30 protein-coding genes are annotated in these 26,541 nt (G+C 64.4%); 6 read left to right on the forward strand and 24 right to left on the reverse strand.

Annotated elements, in window-relative coordinates:
* Positions 1-34: 34 nt before the first annotated feature.
* From E4O92_RS21715 to E4O92_RS21735, 5 genes are all read left to right on the forward strand, one after another.
* The gene (locus tag E4O92_RS21715) at positions 35-1,969 is read left to right on the forward strand and encodes an alpha/beta hydrolase family protein (RefSeq protein ID WP_135191754.1); all 1,935 of its coding nucleotides are present in this window, start codon (positions 35-37) and stop codon (positions 1,967-1,969) included.
* Complete coding sequence (locus tag E4O92_RS21720; RefSeq protein ID WP_135191755.1) at positions 1,966-6,090, forward strand: DEAD/DEAH box helicase; 4,125 nt, start codon at positions 1,966-1,968, stop codon at positions 6,088-6,090. Before E4O92_RS21715 ends, E4O92_RS21720 begins: the two co-directional genes overlap by 4 nt.
* A gap of 81 nt (positions 6,091-6,171) precedes the next feature.
* Positions 6,172-6,654, forward strand: coding sequence for a hypothetical protein (locus E4O92_RS21725; protein ID WP_135191756.1), 483 nt, complete (start codon positions 6,172-6,174; stop codon positions 6,652-6,654).
* Positions 6,654-7,106: a hypothetical protein gene (locus tag E4O92_RS21730; RefSeq protein ID WP_135191757.1), complete on the forward strand. Its 453-nt coding sequence runs from the start codon at positions 6,654-6,656 to the stop codon at positions 7,104-7,106. The genes E4O92_RS21725 and E4O92_RS21730 overlap by 1 nt, the downstream gene beginning before the upstream one ends.
* 82 nt (positions 7,107-7,188) lie before the next feature.
* Positions 7,189-9,063 carry a DUF885 domain-containing protein gene (locus E4O92_RS21735; protein WP_135191758.1) on the forward strand — a complete coding sequence of 625 codons (1,875 nt, stop codon included), beginning with the start codon at positions 7,189-7,191 and terminating at the stop codon, positions 9,061-9,063.
* Positions 9,064-9,105: 42 nt separating this feature from the next.
* Here the strand turns inward: E4O92_RS21735 and E4O92_RS21740 are convergent, their stop codons facing one another.
* From E4O92_RS21740 to E4O92_RS21755, 4 genes are all read right to left on the reverse strand, one after another.
* A complete protein-coding gene (locus E4O92_RS21740; protein ID WP_167759861.1) occupies positions 9,106-9,609 on the reverse strand; it encodes a hypothetical protein in 504 nt (167 codons plus the stop codon).
* A 191-nt stretch (positions 9,610-9,800) separates the two neighbouring features.
* Entirely contained in the window at positions 9,801-10,382 is a 582-nt protein-coding gene (locus E4O92_RS21745; RefSeq protein ID WP_135191760.1) for a hypothetical protein, read from the reverse strand.
* Complete coding sequence (locus tag E4O92_RS21750) at positions 10,363-10,746, reverse strand: hypothetical protein (RefSeq protein ID WP_135191761.1); 384 nt, start codon at positions 10,744-10,746, stop codon at positions 10,363-10,365. Before E4O92_RS21750 ends, E4O92_RS21745 begins: the two co-directional genes overlap by 20 nt.
* An 8-nt stretch (positions 10,747-10,754) precedes the next feature.
* On the reverse strand, positions 10,755-11,249 hold the full coding sequence (locus E4O92_RS21755) for an Hcp family type VI secretion system effector (RefSeq protein ID WP_135191762.1): 495 nt from the start codon (positions 11,247-11,249) through the stop codon (positions 10,755-10,757).
* 272 nt (positions 11,250-11,521) lie between these two features.
* On the opposite strand from E4O92_RS21755, the gene E4O92_RS21760 reads away from it, so the two are divergent.
* On the forward strand, positions 11,522-12,331 hold the full coding sequence (locus E4O92_RS21760; RefSeq protein ID WP_135191763.1) for a CsgG/HfaB family protein: 810 nt from the start codon (positions 11,522-11,524) through the stop codon (positions 12,329-12,331).
* A gap of 167 nt (positions 12,332-12,498) precedes the next feature.
* On the opposite strand, the gene tatC is transcribed toward E4O92_RS21760, so the two are convergent.
* The 20 genes from tatC to E4O92_RS21860 all read right to left on the reverse strand — a co-directional run bounded on the left by tatC (position 12,499) and on the right by E4O92_RS21860 (position 26,483).
* Positions 12,499-13,254 (reverse strand): twin-arginine translocase subunit TatC, encoded by a 756-nt coding sequence (gene tatC / locus E4O92_RS21765; protein ID WP_135191764.1) that lies wholly within the window; start codon positions 13,252-13,254, stop codon positions 12,499-12,501.
* Positions 13,254-13,742: a Sec-independent protein translocase protein TatB gene (gene tatB, locus E4O92_RS21770; RefSeq protein ID WP_135191765.1), complete on the reverse strand. Its 489-nt coding sequence runs from the start codon at positions 13,740-13,742 to the stop codon at positions 13,254-13,256. The genes tatC and tatB overlap by 1 nt, the downstream gene beginning before the upstream one ends.
* Positions 13,743-13,757: 15 nt before the next feature.
* Positions 13,758-14,000: a Sec-independent protein translocase subunit TatA gene (tatA, locus tag E4O92_RS21775; protein ID WP_135191766.1), complete on the reverse strand. Its 243-nt coding sequence runs from the start codon at positions 13,998-14,000 to the stop codon at positions 13,758-13,760.
* Between the two features lie 128 nt (positions 14,001-14,128).
* Positions 14,129-14,503, reverse strand: coding sequence for a histidine triad nucleotide-binding protein (locus tag E4O92_RS21780; protein ID WP_135191767.1), 375 nt, complete (start codon positions 14,501-14,503; stop codon positions 14,129-14,131).
* Positions 14,504-14,515: 12 nt separating this feature from the next.
* The gene (locus tag E4O92_RS21785) at positions 14,516-14,854 is read right to left on the reverse strand and encodes a phosphoribosyl-ATP diphosphatase (RefSeq protein ID WP_135191768.1); all 339 of its coding nucleotides are present in this window, start codon (positions 14,852-14,854) and stop codon (positions 14,516-14,518) included.
* Positions 14,851-15,282 carry a phosphoribosyl-AMP cyclohydrolase gene (gene hisI / locus E4O92_RS21790; RefSeq protein WP_135191769.1) on the reverse strand — a complete coding sequence of 144 codons (432 nt, stop codon included), beginning with the start codon at positions 15,280-15,282 and terminating at the stop codon, positions 14,851-14,853. The genes E4O92_RS21785 and hisI overlap by 4 nt, the downstream gene beginning before the upstream one ends.
* Before the next feature lie 9 nt (positions 15,283-15,291).
* Positions 15,292-16,053, reverse strand: a complete 762-nt coding sequence (hisF, locus tag E4O92_RS21795) for an imidazole glycerol phosphate synthase subunit HisF (protein ID WP_135191770.1) — start codon at positions 16,051-16,053, stop codon at positions 15,292-15,294.
* A 3-nt stretch (positions 16,054-16,056) separates the two neighbouring features.
* Positions 16,057-16,833: a 1-(5-phosphoribosyl)-5-[(5-phosphoribosylamino)methylideneamino]imidazole-4-carboxamide isomerase gene (gene hisA / locus E4O92_RS21800; RefSeq protein ID WP_135191771.1), complete on the reverse strand. Its 777-nt coding sequence runs from the start codon at positions 16,831-16,833 to the stop codon at positions 16,057-16,059.
* Positions 16,834-16,862: 29 nt separating this feature from the next.
* Positions 16,863-17,501: an imidazole glycerol phosphate synthase subunit HisH gene (gene hisH / locus E4O92_RS21805; protein ID WP_135191772.1), complete on the reverse strand. Its 639-nt coding sequence runs from the start codon at positions 17,499-17,501 to the stop codon at positions 16,863-16,865.
* A gap of 19 nt (positions 17,502-17,520) precedes the next feature.
* Positions 17,521-18,111, reverse strand: coding sequence for an imidazoleglycerol-phosphate dehydratase HisB (hisB, locus tag E4O92_RS21810; RefSeq protein ID WP_135191773.1), 591 nt, complete (start codon positions 18,109-18,111; stop codon positions 17,521-17,523).
* A gap of 22 nt (positions 18,112-18,133) precedes the next feature.
* Positions 18,134-19,231: a histidinol-phosphate transaminase gene (gene hisC, locus E4O92_RS21815; protein WP_135191774.1), complete on the reverse strand. Its 1,098-nt coding sequence runs from the start codon at positions 19,229-19,231 to the stop codon at positions 18,134-18,136.
* 10 nt (positions 19,232-19,241) lie between these two features.
* Complete coding sequence (locus E4O92_RS21820) at positions 19,242-20,108, reverse strand: DNA-methyltransferase (protein WP_135191775.1); 867 nt, start codon at positions 20,106-20,108, stop codon at positions 19,242-19,244.
* On the reverse strand, positions 20,105-21,424 hold the full coding sequence (gene hisD, locus E4O92_RS21825) for a histidinol dehydrogenase (protein WP_135191776.1): 1,320 nt from the start codon (positions 21,422-21,424) through the stop codon (positions 20,105-20,107). The genes E4O92_RS21820 and hisD overlap by 4 nt, the downstream gene beginning before the upstream one ends.
* A gap of 2 nt (positions 21,425-21,426) precedes the next feature.
* Positions 21,427-22,095 (reverse strand): ATP phosphoribosyltransferase, encoded by a 669-nt coding sequence (gene hisG / locus E4O92_RS21830; protein WP_135191777.1) that lies wholly within the window; start codon positions 22,093-22,095, stop codon positions 21,427-21,429.
* Between the two features lie 10 nt (positions 22,096-22,105).
* Complete coding sequence (gene murA, locus E4O92_RS21835) at positions 22,106-23,356, reverse strand: UDP-N-acetylglucosamine 1-carboxyvinyltransferase (RefSeq protein ID WP_135191778.1); 1,251 nt, start codon at positions 23,354-23,356, stop codon at positions 22,106-22,108.
* A 2-nt stretch (positions 23,357-23,358) separates the two neighbouring features.
* The gene (locus tag E4O92_RS21840) at positions 23,359-23,595 is read right to left on the reverse strand and encodes a BolA family protein (RefSeq protein ID WP_135191779.1); all 237 of its coding nucleotides are present in this window, start codon (positions 23,593-23,595) and stop codon (positions 23,359-23,361) included.
* A 29-nt stretch (positions 23,596-23,624) separates the two neighbouring features.
* A complete protein-coding gene (locus tag E4O92_RS21845) occupies positions 23,625-24,389 on the reverse strand; it encodes an ABC transporter permease (RefSeq protein WP_135191780.1) in 765 nt (254 codons plus the stop codon).
* Entirely contained in the window at positions 24,386-25,297 is a 912-nt protein-coding gene (locus E4O92_RS21850) for an ABC transporter ATP-binding protein (protein WP_135191781.1), read from the reverse strand. Before E4O92_RS21850 ends, E4O92_RS21845 begins: the two co-directional genes overlap by 4 nt.
* 254 nt (positions 25,298-25,551) lie before the next feature.
* Positions 25,552-25,827, reverse strand: coding sequence for an STAS domain-containing protein (locus E4O92_RS21855; RefSeq protein WP_135191782.1), 276 nt, complete (start codon positions 25,825-25,827; stop codon positions 25,552-25,554).
* 2 nt (positions 25,828-25,829) lie between these two features.
* Positions 25,830-26,483: an MlaC/ttg2D family ABC transporter substrate-binding protein gene (locus tag E4O92_RS21860; RefSeq protein WP_135191783.1), complete on the reverse strand. Its 654-nt coding sequence runs from the start codon at positions 26,481-26,483 to the stop codon at positions 25,830-25,832.
* Between the last annotated feature and the right edge of the window lie 58 nt (positions 26,484-26,541).

Raw genomic sequence — 26,541 nt, forward strand, 5'->3', positions numbered from 1 at the left:
AATGCGGGGTCGAGCCCACGCAACAGGAATTGCCATGACCTCCTCATCCCGCAAACAATCCGCCCCGGCCGGCACCTGGACTTCCCCGATCAGCGCCGCGGTCGTCGCCGCCGGCGCCGCTCCGCTATCGCAGGTGATGCTGGACGGGCTTGATGTCTGCTGGCTGGCCGGCCGCGCCAGCGAAGCCGGCCGCACCACCCTGCTGCGCCAGCGCGGCGGCCAGGTCGAGGAGCTGACACCGGCGCCGTTCAATGTGCGCACCCGGGTGCACGAGTACGGCGGCGGGGCCTGCCTGGTCAAGAACCGCACGGCATGGTTCTCGCATTACGCGGACAACCGTATCTACCGGGTTGAGAACGGTGCCGAACCGGTCCCGGTAACCTCGGGCGGCGAACGCCGCTACGCCGACTTCACGCTTGACGGCCAGCGCCAGCGCCTGATCGTGGTGCGCGAGGACCATTCGACCGGCGCGGCTTATCCGGTCAACACGATATGCGCGATCGGCTTTGACGGCTTTGAAACGGTGCTGGTGATTGGCGCCGACTTTTACGCCGCGCCGCGCATGTCGCCCGACGGCCGCCATCTCGCGTGGCTGAGCTGGAACCATCCGCGCATGCCGTGGCAGGGCACCGAACTGTGGCTGGCCGATATCGCGGCCGACGGCACGCTGGTCAACGGCCGGCTGGTGGCGGGCGGCGAGAACGAATCGATCACCCAGCCGGAATGGTCGCCAGGCGGAGTACTGCACTTCGTATCCGACCGCAGCGGCTGGTGGAACCTGTACCACTTCGCCGATGGAGTGGTGCGCCCCCTGTGCGAGCGCGCCGCCGAATTCGGCGGGCCGCACTGGACCTTCGGCGGTTCGCTGTACGGCTTCCGTTCGGATGACGAGATCGTCTGCACTTATATCCAGGACGGGGTGAGCCGGCTGGCGCGCTTGTCCACGCGCGACGGCAAGCTGCAAGAGATCGCCAATCCCTACCAGGAGATCCGCGAGCTGCGGGTGAACGGCGACACCGCTGTGCTGCTGGGCGGCGCCCCGACCATTGCGCTCGAACTGGCACGCTTTGACCTGGCCAACGGGACGCGTGAGGTACTGGCGCGCTCGATCGAGCAGCTACCCGACAGCGGATACCTGTCGGTCCCGCAAAGCATCAGCTACCCCACCAGCGGCGGCATGACGTATGCCTTCTACTACCCGCCGCAAAATGCCGATTTCGAACCGCTTCCCGGCGAAAAACCGCCGCTGATGGTGATCGGCCATGGCGGGCCGACCGGCATGGCGAGCAGCACGCTCAAGCTGGCGACCCAGTTCTGGACCAGCCGCGGCATCGCCGTGCTGGACGTGAACTACCGCGGCAGCACCGGCTTCGGCCGCGCCTACCGCGACGCGCTGCGCGGCCAGTGGGGCGTGATCGATGTCGAGGACTGCGTGGCCGGCGCGCGCTACCTTGCCGAACAGGGCCTGGTCGACCCGGAGCGGCTGGTGATCCGCGGCGGCAGCGCCGGCGGCCTGACGACGCTGAACGCGCTGACCTTCCATGACGTGTTCAAGGCCGGCGCCAGCTATTACGGCGTGTCGGATTTGAAGGGCCTGGACGCGGACTCGCACAAGTTCGAATCGCACTACAACGAATACCTGATCGCGCCGCAGCCCGAAGCCGACAGGCTGTATGCGCAACGCTCGCCGATCAACCACACCGACAAGCTGCGCCGGCCGATGATCTTCTTCCAGGGGCTCGATGACAAAGTGGTGCCGCCGCAGCAGTCGGAAACGATGGTGGACGCGCTGCGTGCGCGCGGCGTGCCGGTGGCATACATCACGCTGGAAGGCGAAGGCCACGGCTTTCGCAAGCCCGAGAGCGTCGTGCGCACGTTGGAGGCCGAGCTTTACTTCTACCTGCGCGTGTTCGGCATTCCCCTGCCCGCGGGACTGGCTCCGGTCGAGATCGAGAACCTGCCGGCATGAGCGAACTGGATTTGCGAGCCCGGCTCGAAGAGTGCGATCTGGCGCAAAAAATGGTGCTGGCGATGCTCGCGCTCGCCGGCGAGCCGGTGGGCAAAAAGCGCTTGCGCGAATACCTGGCGCCCCTGTTCGACGCCTCATTCACGGAGGAGGCGCTGACGGAAGACCTGGCCATGTTCCGTGCGCGTGGACTCGTCACCGATGTGACGGGAAGAGGCTCGTTGATCAGTCCGGCGGCGGCATGGCCTGCGCTTGAAGCGGCCCTCGACAACGACGCCCTGGAAAAGCTGTTTTGGGCTTACCTGCGGGTCAACCCGCTTGCTATCGAAGCGAATGGACGGCCGATCCTGCGCAGCTACCGCCAGGGCATCGCGATATTACGGGCGGAACTGCTGAGCGGGGATGCCGAGCGAGTTCCCCCGATACTGGCTGCGTGCCTGCTCTGCTACGACGCCACTACCCTGCACCCGCTGATCGACATCTGCGCGCGGCCGTTCGAGCCGCGCATGATCGATCGCATCCACCCCGACCTGCGCGCGCGGGTGCTGGCCGAGTTGGTCAGCCACGCACAACACGAGCCAGCCATCGCCGCGCAGGTGCGTGCCTGCGCCGAGCAGCACATCGCGCGCGGCACCACGTCGATGGCGCTGCGCGCCGCGCTGGCCGAACACTACCTGTTGTGCGGCCGCCTGACTGACGCCGCCGCCCTGCTGGAAGAACTGGACCACTCGGCGCGCCTGTTGCTGGACAGCGCCCTGAAACTGATGCGTGACGAGGTCGACGCGGCGCTGGCCGGCTTTGAGCAGGCCATCAAGGCATTGCGGCGCGAAACGGGCAAGCGCAAGGCGGTGTTCAACGGCTTCGGAGCCTTCCTGTATGTGACGGCGCTGCTGCGATCAAAGATTGCCAAGCACCAGCAAATGGCCGAGACCTATCTGGAGGCGGCGCTGCGGCCAACAGGGGCCAGCCCGGTGTTCTACCAGCTCAGCATGTTCCGGACGATCCAGGGCGGCACGACCGACGTCGAGGTGCTGCCCTCGCGCACGTGGGAAACAGCGCTGCAACCCGTGATGTTCCGCTCGCTGCTGCATTACTGGCTCGGCCTGCCGCAACTGGACAAGCAGCGCGCGCGGATCGAAGAGGCGCTGGCGCAGTCGGAACAGGCGGGGTTCGATTTCATCTCCGCCCAACTGGCGGCGATCCTTGGCGGATTGGGCGCGGTCGGGCACGAACAGCGTGCCGGCGAACTGCGCCGGCTGCACCGCATCACCGACATGACCCTGTGGTTCGAACGCGAGGAACCGTGGGAACGCCAGCTTAACGCGCTGATCAACCTGCAGCCCGCCGTCAATAAGGAAGTGGTAAAGGAGTCGCGGCTGGTCTGGCAGATCGCCTTCGACCCGCGCTACGGAGTGACGGAACTGGAGCCGCGCGAACAGAAGCGCGACGCCAAGGGCGGTTGGAGCCGCGGACGCGTAATGGGCCTGAAACGTCTGTACGAGGACGGCGCGGTCATCGATTTTCTCACAGCCCAGGACCTGCAGGCTGCCACCGCCATCGAGACCTACAGCAGGTACTACAGCGGCGGCATCAGCTATGAACTGAACATCGACAAGGCGCTCCATGCGCTGGTCGGCCATCCGCTGCTGTTCCTTTCCGATGCGCCAGGCACGCGCATCGAACTGCTGCCGGGTGAGCCCGAATTGCTGGTCAAGGCCAATGGCGACAAGGTCACGATCACGCTGCAGCCGCTGCCCGGCCAGCGCAGCGATTCGACCGTGGTGCGCGAAACGCCAACCCGGCTGCGGCTGGTCCGGATCAACGACGAGCACCGCCGGATCGCGGCGATCCTCGGCGACGGCCTCACCGTGCCGCTCTCCGCCGAACGCAGGGTGCTGGATGCGATCAGCGCAATCTCGACCATGGTCACCGTGCAGTCGGACATCGGCAGCAGCGCGGCCGACATCGAGCAGGTGGAGGCCGACAGCCGCCTGCACGTGCACCTGCTGCCCTACCAGCAGGGCCTGCGCATGCAGGTGCTGGTGCGGCCCCTGCCCGACGCCGGCGCCTACTACCAGCCGGGCAGCGGCGCCGAGCGCGTGATCGGCGAGGTGAATGGCGTGCGGCTGGAAGCGCGCCGCAACCTGAACGGCGAACGCGAGGCCGAGCGCGAGCTGGCCGGCGCCTGCCATGCGCTCGAACACGCGGAACAGGAACACGGCGAGTGGCTGCTTGGCCAGCCGCTGCAATGCCTGGAGCTGGTGGCCGAACTGCAGGCGCTGGACCCGGCAAAGGTCGTGGTGGCATGGCCGGACGGCGAGCCGTTCCGCGTGAGCCGCCGGGTGGAATCAAGCTCCGTGCGCCTCACCATTAAGCGCGACAAGGACTGGTTCGCGCTCGACGGCGAAGTGCGGATCGACGAAAACAGGGTGATGAACCTGCGCACGCTGCTTGAACGCCTGCGCGAAAGCGAGGGACGCTTCGTGGCGCTGGGCGAGAACCAGTTCCTCGCGTTGTCGAACGAACTGCACCGGCGCCTGACCGAGCTGTTGGCCTACGGCGAGCAAGCAGGCGACGCGGTGCGCGTGCACCCGCTGGCCAGCTTCGCATTGGAAGAGCTGGCGCACGACGCCGGCGGGGTCAAAGCGGACAAGGCCTGGCGCGAACACCTGGCGCGCATGAAGGCCAGCACAGACTATGAGCCCCAGCTGCCGTCCACCCTGCAAGCCGAGCTGCGCGACTACCAGCGCGAAGGCTTCGAATGGCTGGCGCGCCTTGCGCATTGGGGTGTCGGCGCCTGCCTCGCGGACGACATGGGCCTGGGCAAGACGCTGCAGGCGCTGGCCCTGATCCTGTCGCGCGCACCCAATGGCCCCACACTGGTGGTGGCGCCGACTTCGGTGTGCATGAACTGGATCGCGGAAAGCGCGCGCTTTGCGCCGACCCTGAACGTCAAGCTGTTCGGTCCGGGCGACCGCGCGGCGATGCTGGACAACCTGCAGCCATTCGACCTGGTGATCGCCAGCTACGGCCTGCTGCAGCTGGAAGCGCCGCTGTTTGCCAAACCGCGCTGGCACACCATCGTGCTCGACGAAGCGCAGGCGATCAAGAACGCGCACACGCGCCGCTCGCAAGCGGTGATGGCGCTGCAAGGGGACTTTCGCATGGTCGCCACCGGCACCCCGCTGGAGAATCACCTGGGCGAGCTGTGGAACCTGTTCAGGTTCATCAACCCGGGCCTGCTCGGCACCAGCGACCAGTTCAACCTGCGCTTCGCCGGTCCGATCGAGCGCGCGCAGGACAAGCGCGCCGAGAGCGCGGCGCGTGCGCGCCTGCGCCGCCTGACCCAGCCCTTCATCCTGCGCCGTACCAAGGCCCAGGTGCTGTCCGAGCTGCCGCCGCGCACCGAGATCACGGTGCCGGTCGAACTGACGCAGGAAGAGACCGCGCTTTACGAATCGCTGCGCCGCGAAGCGCTCGACAAGCTGGCCGCGCTCGAAGCGCCGCAGAACCAGAAGGCGATCCAGATCCTGGCCGAGATGATGAAGCTGCGCCGCGCCTGCTGCAACCCGGAGCTGGTCGCGCCGGGGCTGAACATCGCCAGCAGCAAGCTCGCCACCTTCGCGCACCTGCTCGCTGGCCTGCTGGAGAACCGCCACAAGGTGCTGGTGTTCAGCCAGTTCGTCGACCACTTGGCGCTGATCCGCAAGCATCTGGACGAACGCGGCATCCGCTACCAGTACCTCGATGGCGCAACGCCGATGCAGGAGCGGAAAAAGCGCGTCGAGGCGTTCCAGGCCGGCGACGGCGACGTCTTCCTGATCAGCCTGAAGGCGGGCGGCGTCGGCATCAACCTGACCGCGGCCGACTACGTGATCCACATGGACCCGTGGTGGAACCCGGCGGTGGAGGACCAGGCATCGGACCGCGCGCACCGCATGGGCCAGCAGCGGCCGGTGACGATCTACCGGCTGGTGGCGCAACACACGATCGAAGAAGGCATCGTCGAACTGCACGGGCACAAGCGCGACCTGGCCGACAGCCTGTTAGAGGGCAGCGACCTGGCGGCGCGCATGTCGCCGGAAGATATGCTGATGATGCTGCAGCAGGGGCTGGCCCGCTGATCGTGCACCCGCCCGGAACGGGGGCTGGCGTGGCGGTCTTATCCATGTGATCATGTGCCTTTTACAAAAGGGACATCACGAATGGAAGAAGAAATCGCCCTGACACGCTCGGCCGACGCGCAGGTCATCGGCGTCAAGTCCTGGGTCGCCTATGCCGGCGTGGCGGCGCTTGCCGCCGTGCTGCTCGGCCTGGCGCTACTTGCCTTCCTGTGGAACCACCTGGCCGCGATCGCGGTGCTGGCGGTGTCGGTGCTGCTGGTCGGCTACCGCTTCATGCTGGTGCGCAGCGTGCAGCTCTACGTTGACGACGTCGGCGTCTGGGCCTACTCGGGTGTGCTGCCGTGGGCGAAGGGCGTGCAGGGCGTGAAGTGGCGCGACATGGACGAAGCCACGTTTGTGAACGGCTTCTGGAGCTGGGCCACGCGCTCGTACACAATCCGGGTCGGGCATCGCTTTACCAAGGACAGCGAAATCCTGCTGACCGATATCGCCAACGGCAAGGACGCGGTCGCAACCCTCAACACCAAGCTCAAGGACCTGATCCGCGCCGGCATGATCAACTGATGGACGCCAGGGACGCCCTCGACTTCGTACGCGAGCACGGCGTGGTGCTGGCATCGGCAAAAGGTCCTGTGCCCTCGCTCGCGCAAGCCATCGCCGGCGAACCGATCAAGGGTAGCTGGTGGGCGCACCCGCAGGGCAAACGCATTTTCGACCTGCTCCAGCATGTCAGCGCGGACCCGGACGTGGCGGTGTGCCGGCTGGTGGACGGCAAGCTCACGCTGGTCCACCGGCGCCTGTGGCCGGCGCTGGCAAGGCTGGCTGCGGAAATCGACCCTTCGCGCCTGGCCCGCATCGACCAGCAACATACGGCGCGCGGCCACCATGTCAACGTCGAAACCGCGTTCGCCGACTGGCTGCCGCCCGACGCTGCGGCTGCGGGACGTGCGCTGCCGCGCGAAGCGGCGCTGGCCGCATTGGGCTCAACATTTGTTACAAACCCGGGTCGTGCGTAGCGCCTGATTGATGCTAATCTGGCGCCCCGCCGTGCATGTGCTGCGCCCGGCACCCCGTGCTTTATCTGGAAGGCCGATTACGATGATGAAAACGAAGATTGCGCTGGCCGCGCTGCTCGCATGCGTTGCGCTGGCGCCCGCGAGCGCCGCCCGGCATGCCAAGCCGGTCAAGGCCAAATCTGGCAAGGTAAATACGGCCAAGACGCCATCCAAGACCAAGGCATCGAACAAGGAAGCGGTCGCCAAGGCCGCGCCAGTACCGGCGCCGAAACCGGTCCTCGCCGAACGCCGGCAGGACCGTGCGATGGACGCGATGTCGATGCAGTTCCTGACCGCGCTGTGGCGCATGGACCCGGAAGGCGGCATCGAAGTCGGCAAATTCGACGTGGCCGCCAACCTGACTATTCCCGACGCCGCCACGCGCGCCAAGCGGCTTGCCTTCATCAATGAGTGGCTCGACAAGTTCAACAAGGTCAACGCATCCCAGCTGTCGCCGAGCCAGCGCACCGATCTGGCCCTCCTGACCAACAAGCTGGAAAACGACCGCTGGCGCCTGACCACCTTGCGCGAATTCGAGTGGAACCCGGCGGTCTACAACGTAGCCGAGCCACTCGACCTGATTCTAACCACCGAATACGCCGCCAAGGCGCAGCGTTTGCGCACCATCCTCAAGCGACTGGCCCAGGTGCCAGCCTACTACCAGGCGGCGCAGGCATCGATCGTCAACCCCACGCACGAACACACCCAGCTCGCGCTGGCGCAGGCGCCCGGCACGCTGGCCGTACTGGCCGACCTGGGCAAGGCCGCGCAGGAGTCGATCCTGTCACCGCAGGAAAAGGCGATCTTCGAGGTGCGGGTGGCCAACGCGGGCACGGCGGTCATCCACTGGGTCGACTTCCTTTCGGACCTGGACAAGTCGCAGCAGCAGATGCAGCGCGCGCGTTCGTTCCGCATCGGGAAGGACCTGTACGAGCAGAAGTTCGCGCTCGAGATCCAGTCCGCCAGCAGCGCCGAGCAGACCTACCGCAAGGCGCTGGCGGCGCGCGACGAACTCCTCTCCCGAATGGACGGCCTGGCCGACCAGCTGTGGCCGACGACCATGGGCAATGCGGCCAAGCCGCAGGACCGCTACCAGAAGATCGGCATGGTGATCGCCAAGCTGTCGGAACACCACGTCGCGCGCGAGAACTTCTTCCCCGAGATTAAGCGCCAGATCCCGCTGCTGCAGGATTTCGTGACGAAGAACGACCTGCTCACGCTCGACCCCAGCAAGCCGCTGGTAGTCCGCGAGACACCGCCCTACAAGCGCGGCGTGGCTGGCGCCAGCGTCGACGCACCGGGCCCGTATCGGCCGAAGGACCGCACGTACTACAACGTCACGCCACTCGACGGCTTATCAAACGAGCAGGCCGAATCGAGCCTGCGCGAGTACAACGACTGGATGCTGCAGATCCTGAACATCCACGAGGCGATCCCTGGCCACTACGCGCAGCTGTCGTACGCGAACCGCTCGCCGTCGCTGGTCAAATCGCTGTTCGGGAACGGCGCAATGGTCGAGGGCTGGGCGGTGTACAGCGAGCGCATGATGCTCGAAGCGGGCTACGGCGACAACGCGCCAGAGATGTGGCTCATGTGGTGCAAGTGGAACCTGCGCAGCGTGACCAACACCATTCTCGACTACAGCGTGCACGTGCTGGGCATGACAGAGGATCAGGCGCTCGACCTGCTGGTGCGCCAGGCATTCCAGACCCCGCAGGAAGCGATCGAGAAATGGCGCCGCGCGCAGCTGTCATCGGTGCAGCTGACCAGTTACTTCTCGGGCTACAGCGAGATCTCGGAGCTGCGCGAGCGGCGCAAGCAGGAGCTGGGCGACAAGTTCAACCTGAAGCAGTTCAACGAGCAGTTCTTAAGCTTCGGCAATGCACCGGTCAAGATGATCGGTGAGTTGATGCGGTGATTCGGGCGCGGGCGAGCGGGTCCGGCGGGTGCTCGGGACCCGTTACGAACATTTTGGATGGCCGCGCCAATTCCATTCGCCTGACGGCGACCGCGCTAGTGTTACGACTCCCTGAACCTTCGAGGATGCGCACACAGAACGCGCTGTCAGTTCGCCTTGCTTGTTCCATTGGGGACGTTCGAACGTAGATACGACAGCACCATCCACTTTCGCGAGTGTCCCTGCGTAGCCCTTCCACATCGTATTCCCGGCCAAGTTGTAGATGGCCCATTCCTCACCATCTTCACCGGCTACCTGTTTAATCGCCAAGAACTCGTTTCGACTCGCCGAAAACAAGACAGTGTGCCCAGCGTGCAGCAACTTCCCGCTCTCATTGAGCAAGAGATCTCCGGAATACGAGCTTTCATCCATCCTTTCGATCAGATGAGCCTGTACTTGGGCGTTGAAACCGCAGTAGCGCCAGTGCAGGCCATCCATTTCGCGCTCGTCATGCGGAGGCTTGTCGACAAATCGCTGAGGCCCTTTTTTTGTCGTGACCTCCAACATATGCCTTCCCACGCGATGTGTGCCCTTGGGCGCTTGTCTCAGCGCAGCCCGTTCGACCTTTGCAGTTTCACACGAAAGTGCGGGCTGAGAATCCTTAGCCAGCACGGCGGTACTGGCCAAAGCAAGCGATGCGCAAACGAGGGCCTGGTTAAGGACGGTAGATGACATAGTCCTGGATTCAACCGATGGGTCTAGCGCGACAGATATGGCTTCATCGCATCATGCAGCTCGGCCGGAAGCTCTTCCGGGTCTATGTGCTGAGCCTGTAACTCGGCGCGAAGCCTGCCGGCGCCGCCATAGGCCCGTACAAGCCGCTTCGCCAAGTCACTTGCAAGTTTCGATAGGATCGGCTGTGGCACTGAGTCAAAAATCCGGTCATCAAAGACCTGCCGTGCTGAGTCGACGTCGGTGCATGAGTCGCCTTCTGTGTACAGCAACACCCCGAAGTCGTCGGTCGAGTATTTGTTACGCCGGCCGGTTTCGTTGTACCGGATTTCGTATCCGCCGATAACGTAAAAACTCCTTCCCGACGCATCGCTTGCTTGGGCGTACACGTACCACACGCCCCTGCCGTTCTCGTTATCTCGCAAGCTCTCGCAACTTGCTTGCACCTTTAGCGGCACAGATTCGAACTTCACTTTTGCGGATTCATAGCGAAGCCCAAGGACAGGCTCGCGCAGAACCCGCGGCTTGTATTCGGCCGACAAGCCGTTATAGCTAGCCAAGGCCAGAACGGTGCCAACGGCAATTCGGTTAAGGGCGGTAGAAAACATAGGGCGGTTTTTTCTTTCGGTAGCCTTCACCGGACCAGAAGTCACGTTGGATGAAATCCGAAATCCAGTTCTTGCCGTCAAAAGCTGCTATATGCCCGGACGGGTTTCCACCTTCGTAGGGCTGAATAACGACAACGTCACCCTTCAATGGTTTGTACCGGTCCGGGTCCTCCACTGGAAGTTCACGGAACCCCATTCTTAGCAATGTAGTGCCCCACGTTTTGGCATCGCCGAGATGCCCAGTGGTATCACCGCCTGCCGCTTCCAGGGCTTCGCGAACCTTCTTCGCGCATATCCTTCCGCTGTGCCGAAAGGCATGCGTGCGCAAGTGCGTGGCAAATTTGTTTACGTCGACAGCGGCCATGCAAGCACCTACGCGATGACCTTGTTTGCCGACAGATCCCAGCCGCCCATGGTGCTGCCACCAGCGCCACCGCTAATCTTCTGCTGGGTGTACGTCCATTTCACTTTGGCGAATTTCAAACACATGTGCTCTTGCATACCGCCGCCCGGCTTTAAGCCTGGCTTCACGGATCCGATCAGTACGTTTTCCAGCACCATTTCGAAATACTTGACCCGGGTGCCATTGCCATCTGCGCGAAAGAACTCGAATTTTGCCTTCGGGATAGTCTTGCCCATCGCGCAGTGTTGCAGCAGGATCGGGGTGGATAGGTCGGCGAACTTGGTCACCAGGACCTCATCGAACTCGGCCCGCGCCGACGTATGACCGCCGCTGGTCGAAACCACGGGACTGCGCGGCTGCTCCACACCGAAGTCCACGTCCAAGCATTCGATCCAGTCCTTGTGCTTGTCGTCCATCGACTCGCCTTTGATGCCTTCGATTTGCAGATATGCGTCGACTGCCATGATGAGATTCTCCTGTTGGTTTCGGCATTGGGCAAACGCGTTGGCCGTCGGCTGGCCACATGCGTATAGACCGGCCCATTGTTGCTCGACTTGCTAACGTTCAAATTGGTAGGGATCAACGCAGCAAATGATTGCGGTCAACAGGGGCTAGGGGAGTTTTCGTCCTGATGATCACCAGAGCTTGATTCCACGCAGCGAACGCTTGCTGTAAGTCCACTACGATGGCCAGATTGCCGCCATGGCATCCACCCCCATCGCAAAAGGACATCAAGATGAACGCTGCGCGCTACCCTGCCCTGACGCTGCTTCCGCTATTGTTGTCGCTGGCCGCCTGTGCCGGCACCACCCCTTCCATGGGTGCATCCAGCGCCAAGACCGTTGCCACTGGCGCGGCGGGCGGCGCCAATGCCGTGGGCGCCAACGATCAGCTGGAACGCTGCGACCGCTCGCTCGGCACCCTGACCATTGTCGAGGACGCGAACCAGCCGTGGGTGCACCAGTTCACCGTCGAATACCGCATGCAAAGCACAGTGCCGCTCTTGCGCATGATCATCCAGCAGTCGAACTGCTTCGTTGTCGTCGAGCGCGGCCAGGCGATGGCTCAGATGCAGGGCGAACGTGAGCTGATGCAGTCCGGCGAGCTGCGGCGCACCAGCAAAATGGGCAAAGGCCAGATGGTCGCGGCGGATTACACGGTGACGCCGTCGATCACGTTCAGCCAGCAGGGCACGGGTGGCGCCGGCGCGCTATTCGGCGGCAAGATCGGGGCGGTCGCGTCCCTGCTCGGCGGGTCGATGAAGTCGAACGAGGCGTCGACTATCCTGTTGCTGACTGACAACCGCTCGGGCATCCAGCTCGCAGCCGCGGAGGGCAGCGCGAAGAACTGGGATTTTGGACTGATGGGCGGGTTCTTCCAGAACAACCTGGCGGGGGTGAACGGCTTTTCGAATACGCCGCAGGGCAAGGTGCTGGCCGCGTCGTTCATGGATTCGTACAACCAGATGGTCAAGGCGGTGCGCGCCTACAAGGCCCAGGACGTTGCGGGCGGATTGGGCAATGGCGGCTTGTTGAGAACCAATTAAGCGGCGGCGTGGAAGTCGATATTGCGTTAGCCAGTTGATACCGTAGGGTGCGCACCTGTGCGCACGCGGTTCCGGCCCAAAGCGAAGCCGCGAACCCGCATGCGATGACCGCGTGCGCACAGGTCCTCGGCGGCCCCGCGCCCCCTACGCCTCCCGTGCGCCGTGCCTCAGGCGGCTTCTTCAGGCGCCCGGGTCGCGCGCTCGAAGATCGGCGCTACCCACAGTCCCAGCTCGAACAGCAGGCACATCGGCAGCGCCAGCGCCAGCTGGCTGACCACGTCCGGCGGCGTGACGATCGCAGCTATCACGAACGCGCCCACGATTGCGTATGGCCGGATCGACTTGAGCTTTTCGATGCTCACCAGCCCCATGCGCACCAGGATCACCACCACCACCGGCACCTCGAACGTGGCACCGAACGCCAGGCACATCGACATGACGAAGTCGAGGTAATTCTCAATGTCCGGCGTGACCGCGATCGATGAGGGCGCGAATGCGGCGATGAAGTGGAACACGCGGCCGAACACGAAGAAGTAGCAAAATGCCACCCCGAGGACGAACAGGACCGATGACGAGATCACCAGCGGCATCACCAACCGCTTTTCGTGCGCGTACAAACCCGGGGCCACGAAGGCCCAGAGCTGGTAGAACACCCACGGCAGCGCGACGATGAAGGCGATCGCCAGCGTCACCTTCATCGGCACCAGGAACGGCGCCACGACGCCGGTCGCGATCATTCTCGAACCGGCCGGCAGCGAGGCGAGCATCGGCGCGGCGAGCAGATCGTAAATTTCCGCCGGTCCCGGCCAGAGCATCAGCACGCCGCAGGCGATGGCGATTCCGATTGACGCCTTGACCAGGCGGTCACGCAGCTCGACCAGGTGGGAAATGAAAGTTTCTTCGCCAGCTAGTTCGTCGGTCATTAGAAAAAGGATGTGTTGGATTTGACGCCGGGACGGTACTTGCGCACACGCGCCGCGCCCGACATCACGTGCGTCTTCATGCCGGTGCGCTGCTTGTACCAGGCGGGAATGCTCGAGCTGCGTACCAGCTTTTTACGGCGGAAATCGCGCGCCTTGCGCTCCATGTCGCTGACGGTGGCCGACGGGGTTGGCGCTGTATAGGTATCGCCCCGCCACGCGGCCTCGACTTCGCCCACGTTGGTGGCGACGGTGTGCTCGACCTCTTCCTTGATCGACTGCGCGCTCTCGGCCATTTCCTTGTGCAGGTTGCGCAGTTCGTCAAGCTCGATCTCGCGGCTGACTTCGGATTTGACGTCCGCCAGATAACGCTGCGCACGCCCGTACAGCGTGCCAGCCATGCGCGCCACCTTCGGCAGCTTTTCAGGGCCGATCACGACCAGCGCCACCACGCCAATGATGGCGAGCTTGGAAAGACCAAGATCGATCATGGAACGGTGCTGCTATTAAGAACGGGTTTTCTCGCGGGTCTCGACGTCGATGGTCGACTTGTCGGCCACTTGTTGCGGCGGCTGCACGGTGGCGGCCGGCGCGGCGGCGTCTTTTTCTTCCTCGCCCTTGACCCCGTCCTTGAAGCCTTTAACAGCCTTGCCGAGGTCGGAGCCGATGTTGCCCAGCTTCTTGGTGCCGAAAATCAGCATCACCACGACCAGTACGATAACCCAGTGCCAGATACTCATAGAACCCATCATATTCTCCTTGCAAGGCGCGCCAAGGCGCCTGAATTCGTGGAACCGCAGCCGCCAGTATAAGCGATGCGCGGCACACGTGGCCCCATCTTTGGGATCTGGAACAGATTCTTACAGATTCTTGTGGCTCAGGTGCGCATGCCGCGCCACGGACGTGGTCCGCCGTACAAGTGCAGGTGCAGGTGGTACACCTCCTGGCCACCATCCGGTCCGCTATTGATCAGCGTCTTGAAACCGCCGCTGGGCTCGCCGTCGGCGCCACGCGTTACCGAGATGCCATGCTCGGCCGCAAGGCGCGGCACCAGCGCCAGCATCTTGCCCAGCACTTCCGCATGTTCTTCCGTGCATTCGGACAAGGTGGCCACGTGCTGCTTTGGAATCACCAGCAGGTGCACGGGCGCGGCCGGGTTGATGTCCTTGAACGCGAGCAAGTTATCGTCTTCGTAGACAATGCTCGAAGGGATTTGCTTGTTGGCGATCTTGCAGAAGATGCAGTTGTCCATGTTGTCTCCGATCTATTCTTTGCGCGACGCTTTTTCTTCCAGGCCCGACACGCCTTCGCGCCGCGCCAGCTCGTCGATCACCTGCTGCGGCTTGAGGCCGAACTGGGCCAGCATCACCATCGAGTGGAACCACAGGTCGGCGCACTCATACAATACCTTGGATGCGTCGCCGGAAGCGCGCGCGTCCTTGGCCGCCATCACGGTTTCGGTGGCTTCCTCGCCGATTTTTTTGAGGATCGCGTCGTCGCCCTTCTTGAACAGGCGCGCCACATATGACGTCTCGGGGTCGCCGCCGTTTTCGGGCTTGCGCGACTCGATCACTTGCGCAAGGCGCTCCAGGCTAATACTCATTTGCTTTTCTTGGGTTTGGTGTAGATCGCGTCCGGGTCCTGCAGCACCGGCTCCACGGACTGCCAGTCGGCGCCGTCGAACTTCTGGAAGAAGCATGAATGGCGCCCGGTGTGGCAGGCGATGCCGCCGGCCTGCTCGACCTTGAGCAGCACCACGTCCTCGTCGCAGTCCAGGCGGATTTCCAGCACCTTTTGCACATGGCCGGATTCCTCGCCCTTGTGCCACAGCTTCTTGCGCGAGCGGCTCCAATACACCGCCTCGCCCAGCTCCACGGTCCTGGCCAGCGCATCGCGGTTCATCCAGGCGAACATCAAAATGTCGCCGGTCGCCGCCTCCTGGGCGATCACCGGCACCAGGCCGTGCTCGTCCCACTTGACCTTCTTGAGCCACTTGGCATTGGCCGCTGGCGTCGTTGTTGCGGTCGGCATGAAGATTCCTTAAACAAGGCGCATGGGAATGCCGCGCTCGGCCATGTAGCGCTTGGCTTCACCCACGGTGTGCTGCCCGTAGTGGAAAATGCTGGCGGCCAGCACCGCGTCGGCGCGGCCTTCGAGCACGCCATTGGCCAGATCCTGCAGACCGCCCACGCCGCCGGAGGCGATCACCGGAATGCCAACCGCATCGGACACGGCGCGCGTCAGGCCCAGGTCGAAACCGATTCGGGTGCCGTCGCGGTCCATGCTGGTGAGCAGCAGCTCGCCGGCGCCCAGGCTTTCCATTTTGCGTGCCCACTCGACGGCATCCAGGCCAGTACGGTTACGGCCGCCATGCGTGAAGACTTCCCACTTGCCGGGCGCGACCTGCTTGGCGTCGATCGCCACCACGATGCACTGCGCGCCGTGCTTTTGCGAGGCCTCGTACACCAGCTGCGGGTTGGTCACCGCCGAGGTGTTGATGCTGACCTTGTCGGCGCCCGCGTTGAGCAGGCGCCGCACGTCCTCCACCTTGCGCACGCCGCCGCCAACGGTCAGCGGAATGAACACGGTCGACGCCACCGCCTCGATGATCGGCAGGATCAGGTCGCGGCCGTCGGAGGAAGCGGTGATGTCGAGGAAGGTGATTTCGTCCGCGCCCTGTTCGTCGTAGCGGCGCGCGATCTCGACCGGGTCGCCGGCGTCGCGCAGCTCGGTAAAGTTGACGCCCTTGACGACGCGACCGCCGGTCACGTCCAGGCACGGGATGATGCGTTTTGCGAGCATGGGTTAAGCCTGGGCGCCCTCGGTCAGTTCGTCGGCGCGCTGCTGGGCCGAGGCCAGGTCGAGCGTGCCCTCGTAGATCGAGCGGCCGCAGATCACGCCTTCGATGCCTTCGTCCTGCACCGCGCACAGGGCTTCGACGTCGGCCAGGTTGTGCACGCCGCCGGAAGCGATGATCGGCACCCTGACCGCCTTGGCCAGCTTGACGGTGGCTTCGATGTTCACCCCGGCCATCATGCCGTCGCGGCCGATGTCGGTGTAGACGATCGACTCGACGCCGTAGCCTTCGAACTTCTTGGCCAGGTCGATGACCTCGTGGCCGGACATCTTGCTCCAGCCGTCGGTGGCGACCTTGCCGTCCTTGGCGTCCAGGCCGACGATGATGTGGCCAGGGAAGGCGCCGCAGGCGTCGTGCAGGAAGCCCGGATTCTTGACCGCGGCGGTGCCGACGATGATGTAGGTGATGCCGTCGTCCAGGTAACGCTCGATGGTGTCCAGGTCGCGGATGCCACCGCCCAGCTGCACCGGAATCTCGTCGAGGTCATTCTCCTCGGCGTAGTCCTGCACGACCGTCAGGATCGACTTGATCGCCGCTTCGTTCTTCGGCTTGCCGGCGAACGCGCCGTTCAGGTCCACCAGGTGCAGGCGGCGCGCGCCCTTCTTGAGCCAGTGCAGCGCCATCTCGGCGGGATCTTCGGAAAATACGGTGGCGAGGTCCATATCGCCCTGTTTCAGGCGAACGCAGTGACCGTCTTTCAGGTCGATGGCGGGGATCAGCAGCATGGTCTTTGTCAGTAGAAGTTCAATGTGTATCAGGGGTTCCAGTGGACGAAATTGCGATACAGCCGCAGCCCGGCGGAGGCACTCTTCTCAGGGTGGAACTGGGTGGCGACGATATTGTCCCTGGCGACCGCGCAGCAGAAGGCGTCGCCGTAATCGGTTTCGCCGATCGTGTGCGCGGCGTCCTCGGGCACCGCATAGTAGCTGTGCACGAAGTAAAAATAGCTGTCGTTCTCGATGCCTTCCCACAGCGGGTGCGCGCGCACCTGCTGCACGCGGTTCCAGCCCATCTGCGGAACCTTGAAGCGCGAGCCGTCGGCCTGCGTCCGGCCGTCCAGCTGGAAGCGCACCACCTTGCCCGGCAACAGGGACAGGCCCGGCGTGTCTCCTTCCTCGGAACGGTCGAACAGCATCTGCTCGCCCACGCACACGCCCATCACCGGGCGGGATGCAGCGGCGCGGCGCAGCGCGTCCTCGACGCCCGATTCGCGCAGGCTCGCCATGCAGTCGCGCATCGCGCCCTGGCCGGGCAGCACGATGCGGTCGGCCGCGTCGATGTCGGCCGCGGCGCCGGAGATCAGGACGTCAGCTTCGGGGGCGACGGCACGCAGCGCCTGCGCGACCGAACGCAGGTTGCCCATGCCATAATCGACCACAACAATCTTGTTCATAACGTTTTCGCTAGCGTCCTTACAGGCTGCCCTTGGTCGAGGGGATGGTACCGGCGGCGCGCTCGTCCAGCTCTGCCGCCATGCGCAGTGCGCGGCCGAACGCCTTGAATACGGTCTCGCACTGGTGGTGCGCGTTGGTGCCGCGCAGGTTATCGATGTGCAGGGTGACGCCGGCATGATTGACGAAGCCACGGAAGAATTCGGTGGTCAGGTCGACGTCAAAAGTGCCGATCATGGCGCGCGTGAACGGCACGTGCATTTCCAGGCCCGGACGGCCGGAGAAGTCGATCACCACGCGCGAGAGAGCCTCGTCCAGCGGCACGTAGGCGTGGCCGTAGCGGCGAATGCCCTTCTTGTCGCCGATCGCCTTGGCGACCGCCATGCCCAGCGTGATGCCGGTGTCCTCGACCGTGTGGTGGGCGTCGATGTGCAGGTCGCCGACCGCCTCCACTTCCAGGTCGACCAGGCCATGGCGCGCGATCTGGTCGAGCATATGGTCGAGGAACGGGACCCCGGTGTTCAGTTTCTGGCGGCCGGTGCCGTCCAGGTTGAGCGCGACACGAATCTGGGTTTCGCTCGTGTTGCGCGTGATTTCTGCGGTGCGGGTCATGAAAAAAGCGGCTCGGGTAGAATCAGGTCGTCCCGCCCAGGGACGCCTTCAAGGCATTCAGGAATTCGGAATTCTCTTCCGGCGTGCTGACCGTCACACGGATGCAATTGGCCAGTACTGGCATTTTAACCAAATTTTTGATAAGCACCTTTTTCGCAAGCATATTCGCACATACCTGATCGGCGTCGGGCACCTGCACCATCAGGAAGTTGGCGGCCGACGGGAACACTTCGACCCCCGGCAGGGACGCCAGTTCGGCGGCCAGCTCGTCGCGCGCGGCGTTCAGGAGCTCGGCCTGCCGGTCGAGCACGTCCATGTGGTCGAGCGCGAACTCGGCCGCGATCTGGGTCAGCACGTTGACGTTGTAGGGCGGGCGCACCTTGTCGAACTGCGCCAGCAGCGCGGGGTCAGCCGACATGTAGCCCAGGCGGATGCCGGCCAGGCCCAGCTTGGACAGGGTGCGCATCACGACCAGGTTTCCGAACTCGGGCAGGCGGTCCATGAAGGTGGTCTTGGCGAACGGGTGGTAGGCCTCGTCGACCACCGCGATGCCGGTGTCTTTCATCGCGCGGATGATCTCGGCCATGTCGTCGGCGTTGAACAGGTTGCCGGTCGGGTTGTTCGGGTAGGCGAGGAACACCAGGGCCGGCTTGTGCTCGGCGATCGCGGCCAGCATCGCTTCCTTGTCCAGGCTAAGGTCGGGCCGCAGCGGCACGCCGACGAAGTCCATGCCGGCCAGCCTGGCTGACATCGAGAACATCACGAACGCCGGAATCGGGGCCAGCACGGTGGCGCGGCGGTCCTTGCGCGCGCAGGCGGTGACCATAATCGAGATCAGCTCGTCCGAGCCATTGCCGAGGATGACGTCGTACCCGGCAGGCACGCCGAGCCTGGCGCACACCTTCTGTTTGAGGGTGGTATAGGACGGGACCGGGTAGCGGTTAATCACCGCGTCCGCCAGGCGCCGCCCCAGTTCTTCGCGCAGCTCGTACGGCAGCTCATACGGGTTCTCCATGGCGTCCAGTTTGATGTAGCCGCTCGCGTCGGGCACGTGGTAGCCGGCGAGCTGCTGTACGTCCGGACGGATGGTGTTGGCGATCAGGGTATCGATGGATGACATGGGTCGGTCCTTATGCGGCTTTGGTTTGCGCTTTATCTGCAATGAGTGTTGGCTCCGGAACGTCAAGCGTGCGCACGGCGGCGCTTTTCGCCTCGGCCTTGCGCTTTTTCGATGCCACCGGCACCTCCGGCGCGGCCAGCCGCGCCTCGATGATCTCGCAATACGCCGGGTTCAGCTCGAAACCGGCGTAATGACGCCCGAGCCGGCGCGCGGCCACGGCGGTGGTGCCGCTGCCCATGAACGGGTCGAGCACGACCCCGCCCGGCGGGCACGAGGCCTTGATCATGCGCTCGATGATCTCGAGCGGCTTCTGGGTCGGGTGGTCGGCGCGCTCGGGATGCTCGCGGTGCAGGCGCGACACGCTCCACAGGTCCTTGGGGTTGTAGCCGACTTCGAGCCACTTGGCGCCGACGAAGATCGAGCGCGAGCGCGCCTTCTTGGTCTCGGCGTCGTACGGTATGCGTACCGCATCGAGGTCGAAGTAGTAGTCCTTGCGGTTGACGAAAAAGCCGATCGTGTCGTGCACCGACGAGAAGCTGCGCACGCTGCCGCCCATCGAGGGGACGCGCCGGTCCCAGATAATCTCGTTCATCATCGTCATGCGCTGTTTGAGCATGACGAAAATCTCGGGGGCGAAGCGCCAGGTCAGGAAGATGTACAGGCTGCCGTTGGGTTTGAGCTTGGGCAGCGCCTTGTCGATCCACTGCTCGGTCCAGGCCAGGTAGTCTTGCACGCTCTGCTGGTCCGAGCCGTTGCCGTAGTCCTTGCCGAGATTGTAGGGCGGGTCGGTCAGGATCAGGTCTATGCTTGCGTCCGGGATGCGCGCCAGTCCCTCCAGCGCATCCTCGCAGAACACCTGGTTGACCCAGGAGTTCATGATTTCGTCAAACGCAGTTCGGCGCTCCTGGCGTGGGCCTGCAAGCCCTCGCCGTAGGCCAGTTCGGCGGCCACGCGCCCCAGGGTCTGGGCGCCCGCTTCGCTCACCTGGATCACCGACGAGCGCTTCTGGAAGTCGTACACGCCCAGCGGCGAGGAGAAGCGCGCGGTGCGCGAGGTCGGCAGCACGTGGTTCGGGCCGCAGCAGTAGTCGCCCAGCGACTCGGACGAAAAGCGGCCGAGGAACATCGCGCCGGCGTGGCGGATCTTGTCCGCCCACTGCTGCGGATTCTCGGCCGAGATTTCCAGGTGCTCGGCGGCGATCGCGTTGGCGATCTCGCAGGCTTCAATCATGTCGCGCACCTTGACCAGCGCGCCGCGGCCGGACAGCGAGGCTTCGATGGTCTCCTTGCGCGGCATGCCAGGCAGCAGCTTGTGGATGCTGGCCTCGACGCGTGCGATGTACTCCTCGTTCGGGCACAGCAAGATCGCCTGCGCCAGCTCGTCGTGCTCGGCCTGCGAGAACAGGTCCATCGCCACCCAGTCCGGATCGGTGGTGCCGTCGCACAGCACCAGGATCTCCGAAGGGCCCGCGATCATGTCGATGCCCACCAGGCCGAACACGCGGCGCTTGGCCGCCGCCACGTAGGCGTTGCCGGGGCCGACGATCTTGTCCACCGGGGCGATGGTCTCGGTACCGTACGCCAGCGCGCCGACCGCCTGGGCGCCGCCGATGGTGATCACGCGCGTCACGCCCGCGATCGCGGCCGCCGCCAGCACCATGCGGTTCTTGATGCCGTCCGGGGTCGGCACCACCATCACGATTTCCTTCACCCCCGCCACCTGGGCGGGAATAGCGTTCATCAGCACCGACGACGGATAGGCCGCCTTGCCACCGGGGACGTAGATGCCCACGCGGTCCAGCGGCGTGACGCGCTGGCCCAGCACTGTGCCGTCCGGCTCGGTGTAGGTGAAGCCTTTCAATTCCTGCTTCTGGCGCTCGTGGAACGCCCGGATGCGATCGCTTGCTGCCTGCAGCGCGGCGCGCTGCGCTTGCGGCAGCGCGGCCAGCGCGGCGTCCAGTTCTTCCTGCCCGATGTCGAACGCGGCCATGCTGGCGGCGCCGCCGGGAATACGGTCGAAGCGGTTGGTGTATTCGAGCACGGCGGCGTCGCCGCGCGCCTTCACGTCGGCCAAAATTTGCGCCACCGCGGATTCGATCGCGTCATCGGTCGCGGCTTCGAAGGCGAGCAGGCTTGACAGGCGCTGCTGGAAGTCGGCGTCGGTGGAATCGAGTTTGCGGATTTGAACTGCCATGATCAGCCTTGCTGTTTCGACGCGTTCTGGAACGCCTCGATGATGGGTTGCAGGCGCTCGCGCTTGAGCTTGAGCGCGGCCTGGTTCACCACCAGGCGCGAGGAAATATCCATGATCTTTTCGACTTCGACCAGGTTGTTGGCGCGCAGCGTGCCGCCGGTCGAGACCACGTCGACGATCGCGTCCGACAGGCCGACCAATGGCGCCAGCTCCATCGAGCCGTACAGCTTGATCAGGTCGACGTGCACGCCCTTGCGCGCAAAGTGCTCGCGCGCTGTGTGCACGAACTTGGTCGCCACGCGCAGGCGCGCGCCCTGGCGCACCGCGTTGTCGTAGTCGAAGCCGGCGTTGACCGCCACCGACATGCGGCAGCACGCGATGTTCAGATCGACCGGCTGGTACAGCCCTTCGCCGCCGTGCTCGAGCAGCACGTCCTTGCCCGCCACGCCGAAATCGGCGGCGCCGTGCTGCACGTAGGTGGGCACGTCGGTGGCGCGCACGATCAGCACGCGCACAGCCGGATCGTTGGTCGGCAAGATCAGCTTGCGCGAGGTTTCAGGATTCTCCAGCACTGTGATGCCGGCTGCCGCGAGCAGCGGCAGGGTGTCCTCGAAAATGCGGCCTTTCGAGAGCGCCAGGATCAGCTGGTCGCCTTGGTTGCGAGTGTTCATGAAGATGTTCTTATTTGATGCGCACGACGTCGGCGCCGACCCTTTGCAGTTTGGCTTCCATGCGGTCGTAGCCGCGGTCCAGGTGGTAGATGCGGTCGACCACGGTGGTGCCCTCGGCCGCCATGCCGGCGATGACCAGCGAGGCCGAGGCGCGCAGGTCGGTCGCCATCACCGGCGCGCCGACCAGGCGCTCCACGCCTGTGATGAAGGAGGTGTTGCCGTCGATGGCGATCTGCGCGCCCAAACGGTTCATCTCCTGCACGTGCATAAAGCGGTTTTCGAAAATGGTCTCGGTCACGCGGCTGGTGCCGGAAGCGATCGTGTTCACCGCCATGAACTGGGCCTGCATGTCGGTCGGGAAGCCCGGGTATTCGGTGGTGCGGAACGACACCGGGGACGGGCGGCGGTTCATGCGGGCGCGGATCGTCGATTCGCCCACGGTCAGCTCCACGCCCATTTCGCGCAGCTTGTCCAGCGCCGCGTCGAAGATGTCGGTGCGGGTGCGCGAAATCGTGATGTCGCCGCCGGTCGCGGCCACCGCGCACAGGAAAGTCGCTGCCTCGATGCGGTCGGAAATGACCGCGTGGCTGGCGCCGTGCAGTGCGTTCACGCCCTGGATCACCAGGCGGTCGGTGCCGATGCCTTCGATCTTCGCGCCCATCGACACCAGGAGGTTGGCCAGGTCGGTCACCTCCGGCTCGCGCGCGGCGTTTTCCAGCACCGTCTCGCCTTCGGCCAGGGTGGCGGCCATCAGCAGGTTCTCGGTGCCGGTCACGGTGATCATGTCGGTGTGGATGCGCGCGCCCTTGAGCCTGGCGCACTTGGCATGGATGTAGCCGCCTTCGATGGTGATCTCGGCGCCCATCTGGCGCAGGCCCTTGATGTGCTGGTCGACCGGGCGCGAACCGATCGCGCAGCCGCCCGGCAGCGACACCTTGGCTTCGCCGAAGCGCGCCAGCAGCGGGCCGAGCACCAGGATCGAGGCGCGCATGGTCTTGACCAGCTCGTAGGGAGCGACCAGGGTGTCGATGTTGGCGCCATTGAGCGTCACGCGCTCGTCGTCCTGGGTGACCGTCAGGCCGGTCCCGGCCAGGATCTTGAGCATGGTCTTCACGTCCTGCAGGCGCGGCACGTTGGACAGCTCGACGTCGCCTGAAGTCAGGATGCCGGCGCACAGGATTGGCAGCGCCGCGTTCTTGGCGCCGGAGATCACGATTTCACCATCCAGGCGCTTGCCGCCCACAATCTGGAGCTTGTCCATGCTTATCCTTGGTATTCGTCCGGGGTCAGGGTCTTCATCGACAGCGCGTGGATTTCCTCGCGCATGCGCTCGCCGAGCGCGCCGTACACCAGCTGGTGGCGCTGGATGCGGCTCTTGCCGCCAAACGCCGGGGATACGATCACGGCGGTGAAGTGCTGGCCGTCGCCCTCCACTTCGAGGTGGGTGCACTCCAGGCCTTTGCTGATATAGCCGTGGATCAGTTCGGGGGTGGTAGCCACGATAATTCCTTGGTAACTAATGTTGGCAACTAATGGCGCAGCTTGTAGCCGCGCTTGAGCAGGTTGATCGCAATCGCCGCCAGCACCACGAAGAATGCCGCTACGATGGCAAGGCTGGTCCAGGGCGAAATGTCGGACTGGCCGAAGAAGCCGTGACGGAACCCGTCAATCATATAAAAGAACGGGTTGAAATGCGAGACCGTCAGCCAGAACGGGGGCAGCGAGTGGATGGAATAGAACACTCCCGCCAGGAAGGTGGCCGGCATGATCAGGAAGTTCTGGAAAGCGGCGAGCTGGTCGAACTTGTCGGCCCACATGCCGGCGATGACGCCCAGCGTGCCCAGGATCGCCGCGCCCAGGAGCGCAAACGCCAGGATCCACAGCGGCTGCGCGAACGACAGGTGCGCGAACCAGGCGGTAATGACGAACACGCCGGCGCCCACCGCCAGGCCGCGCACCACCGAAGCGAGCACGTAGGCCGAGATGATCTCCCAGTGCGACAGCGGCGGCAGCAGGATGAACACCAGGTTGCCGGTAATCTTGGACTGGATCAGCGAGGACGACGAATTGGCGAAGGCGTTCTGCAGCACGCTCATCATCACCAGGCCCGGGATCAGGAACGCGGTGTACGAGACGCCCGGATAGACTTCGCGCCCGCCCAGCACATGGCCGAAGATCAGCAGGTACAGCATGGCGGTCAGGATCGGCGCGGCGACGGTCTGGGTGGCGACCTTCCAGAAGCGCAGCATCTCTTTGTAGAACAGTGTGCGGAAACCCACGGATGCGAAACTCATTGTGCTTCCCCTTCCATCACCTGCAGGAAGATGTCTTCCAGGTCGGCCTGTTGCAGCTGCATCTCGTCGACGACGGCGCCGGCTTCGCGCAGGCGCGCCAGGATGCTTTCGACCTCGCCCGGCGCATTGACGCGCAGGCAGTAGCGGTTGCCGTTGCTATGCTCGTCGTGCGAGACCAGGTGGCGCAGGCTATCGGGCAGCTTGCCGCTCCCCAGGTGCACGATCAGCTGCGAGCCGGAGACCCGGCGCAGCAGCCCTTGCATGGAATCGAGCGCCACCACCTTGCCCAGCTTGAGCATAGCCACCCGCTGGCACATGGCCTCGGCCTCCTCGAGGTAGTGGGTGGTCAGCACCACCGTGTGGCCTTCGCGGTTCAGGCGCGAGATGAACTTCCACAGGGTCTGGCGCAGCTCCACGTCCACGCCCGCGGTCGGCTCGTCGAGCACGATCACCGGCGGCTTGTGCACCAGCGCCTGGGCGACCAGCACGCGCCGCTTCATGCCGCCGGACAGGGCGCGCATGTTGACGTCGGCCTTGTTGGTCAGGTCAAGGTTTTCCATGACCTCGTCGATCCACTTGTCGTTGTTCTTGATGCCGAAGTAGCCCGACTGCAGGCGCAGCGTCTCGCGCACGGTGAAGAACGGGTCGAACACCAGCTCCTGCGGCACCACGCCCAGGCGGCGCCGGGCCTCGCGGAAGTCGGTCACCACGTCATGGCCCATGACCTGCACGGATCCGGCGTCGGCGCGTATCAGGCCGGCGATGGTGGAGATCAGGGTGGTCTTGCCGGCGCCGTTCGGGCCGAGCAGGCCGAAGAACTCGCCCTCTTCAATGGTCAGGGAAACGCCCTTGAGCGCCTTGAAGCGCCCGTAGCTTTTTTCGACGTTGTTAATCTGGATCGCTGTCATTCTTGTTCAGATGCGGCCGGGCAGCAGCGGGCCTTGCGGTGAAACTACCGATTATAGGGGAAATCGGATTTGGAAGAGTTCGGTGGTAGGAATACGGCAAGTGATGGGGATCGTAGGGGGCGCGGGGCCGCCGAGGACCAGTGCGCACGCGGTTCGCAATCGCAGCGTATTTGAACAGTAGCCGCAAGCCGGCACACGATGACCGCGTGCGCACAGGTGCGCACCCTACGGGTATGTTCAGGATCGTAAGGTGCTCAGTCCTGCGGCAGCAGTGCGTCCAGCCCGTACAGGTGGACCAGCGTATGCAGGCCGGGTGGTACGTTCTTGTAGGTGATGTTGCGGCCCAGCTGGCGGGCGCGGCGCTCCCACGCCACCATCACCGCCACGCCGGCCGAATCGGCGGCCTTCACGCCGGCCAGGTCGAACTCGGTCGCGCCGGCGGCCAGCGCGACGCAGCCCTGCTCCAGCGCCGCGGTCGCGGTGTGGAAGGTCAGGGCGTCGAGCGAGAGCATCGGATTCGCCTCGCTCATGCTCAGCGCTTCGGGGTGACCAGCGGCTTGCTGGCCAATTGCTGGTTGCGCTCGTGCAGGCGCTTGATCAGGCCGTCGATCCCGCCCTTGCTGATCTCGGACGCGAAGGTGCCCTTGTAGGTTTCGACCAGCCAGGCGCCCATCACGTTGATGTCGAAGATCTTCCAGCCGTTCGGGGTCTTGGTCAGGCGGTAGTTCAGCGTGATCGGCTCGCCGCGCGTCATGTTGACCTGCGAGCGCACTTCCACTTCGGTGTCCGCCGGGTCGGCGCGGAACGGCTTGAATTCGACGGTCTCGTTACGGATCTGCGCCAGCGCGCCCGAATAGGTATACACCAGCAGGGTGCGGAATTCGTCCGACAGCTGCTTTTGCTGCTCCGGGGTGGCCTGGCGCCAGAAGCGCCCTGCCGCCATCGAGGTCATTTTTTCGGAATCGACGTACGGCAGGATCTTGGCGTTGACCAGGTCCATGATCTTGTTGCGGTTGCCGGCCTGGATGTCCTTGTCGGCCTTGACCGCGTCGATCACTTCGGTGCTGATGCGCTTGACCAGCACGTCCGGCGCCTCGCTGGCGGCCGGCGCCGGCGCGGCCAGCACGCTGGTCGAGAAGGCGATGGTGGCGGCAGTGGCAAAGACGAGTTGTGCGATCGGTTTCATATGCTCTCTTTCTGTTCGTTGGTGGGTCGCCGCCGCGATGACGGGCGTCGGCTCGACC

Origin of the sequence: Massilia horti (assembly GCF_004614195.1) — a bacterium.
GTDB lineage: Bacteria > Pseudomonadota > Gammaproteobacteria > Burkholderiales > Burkholderiaceae_D > Telluria > Telluria horti.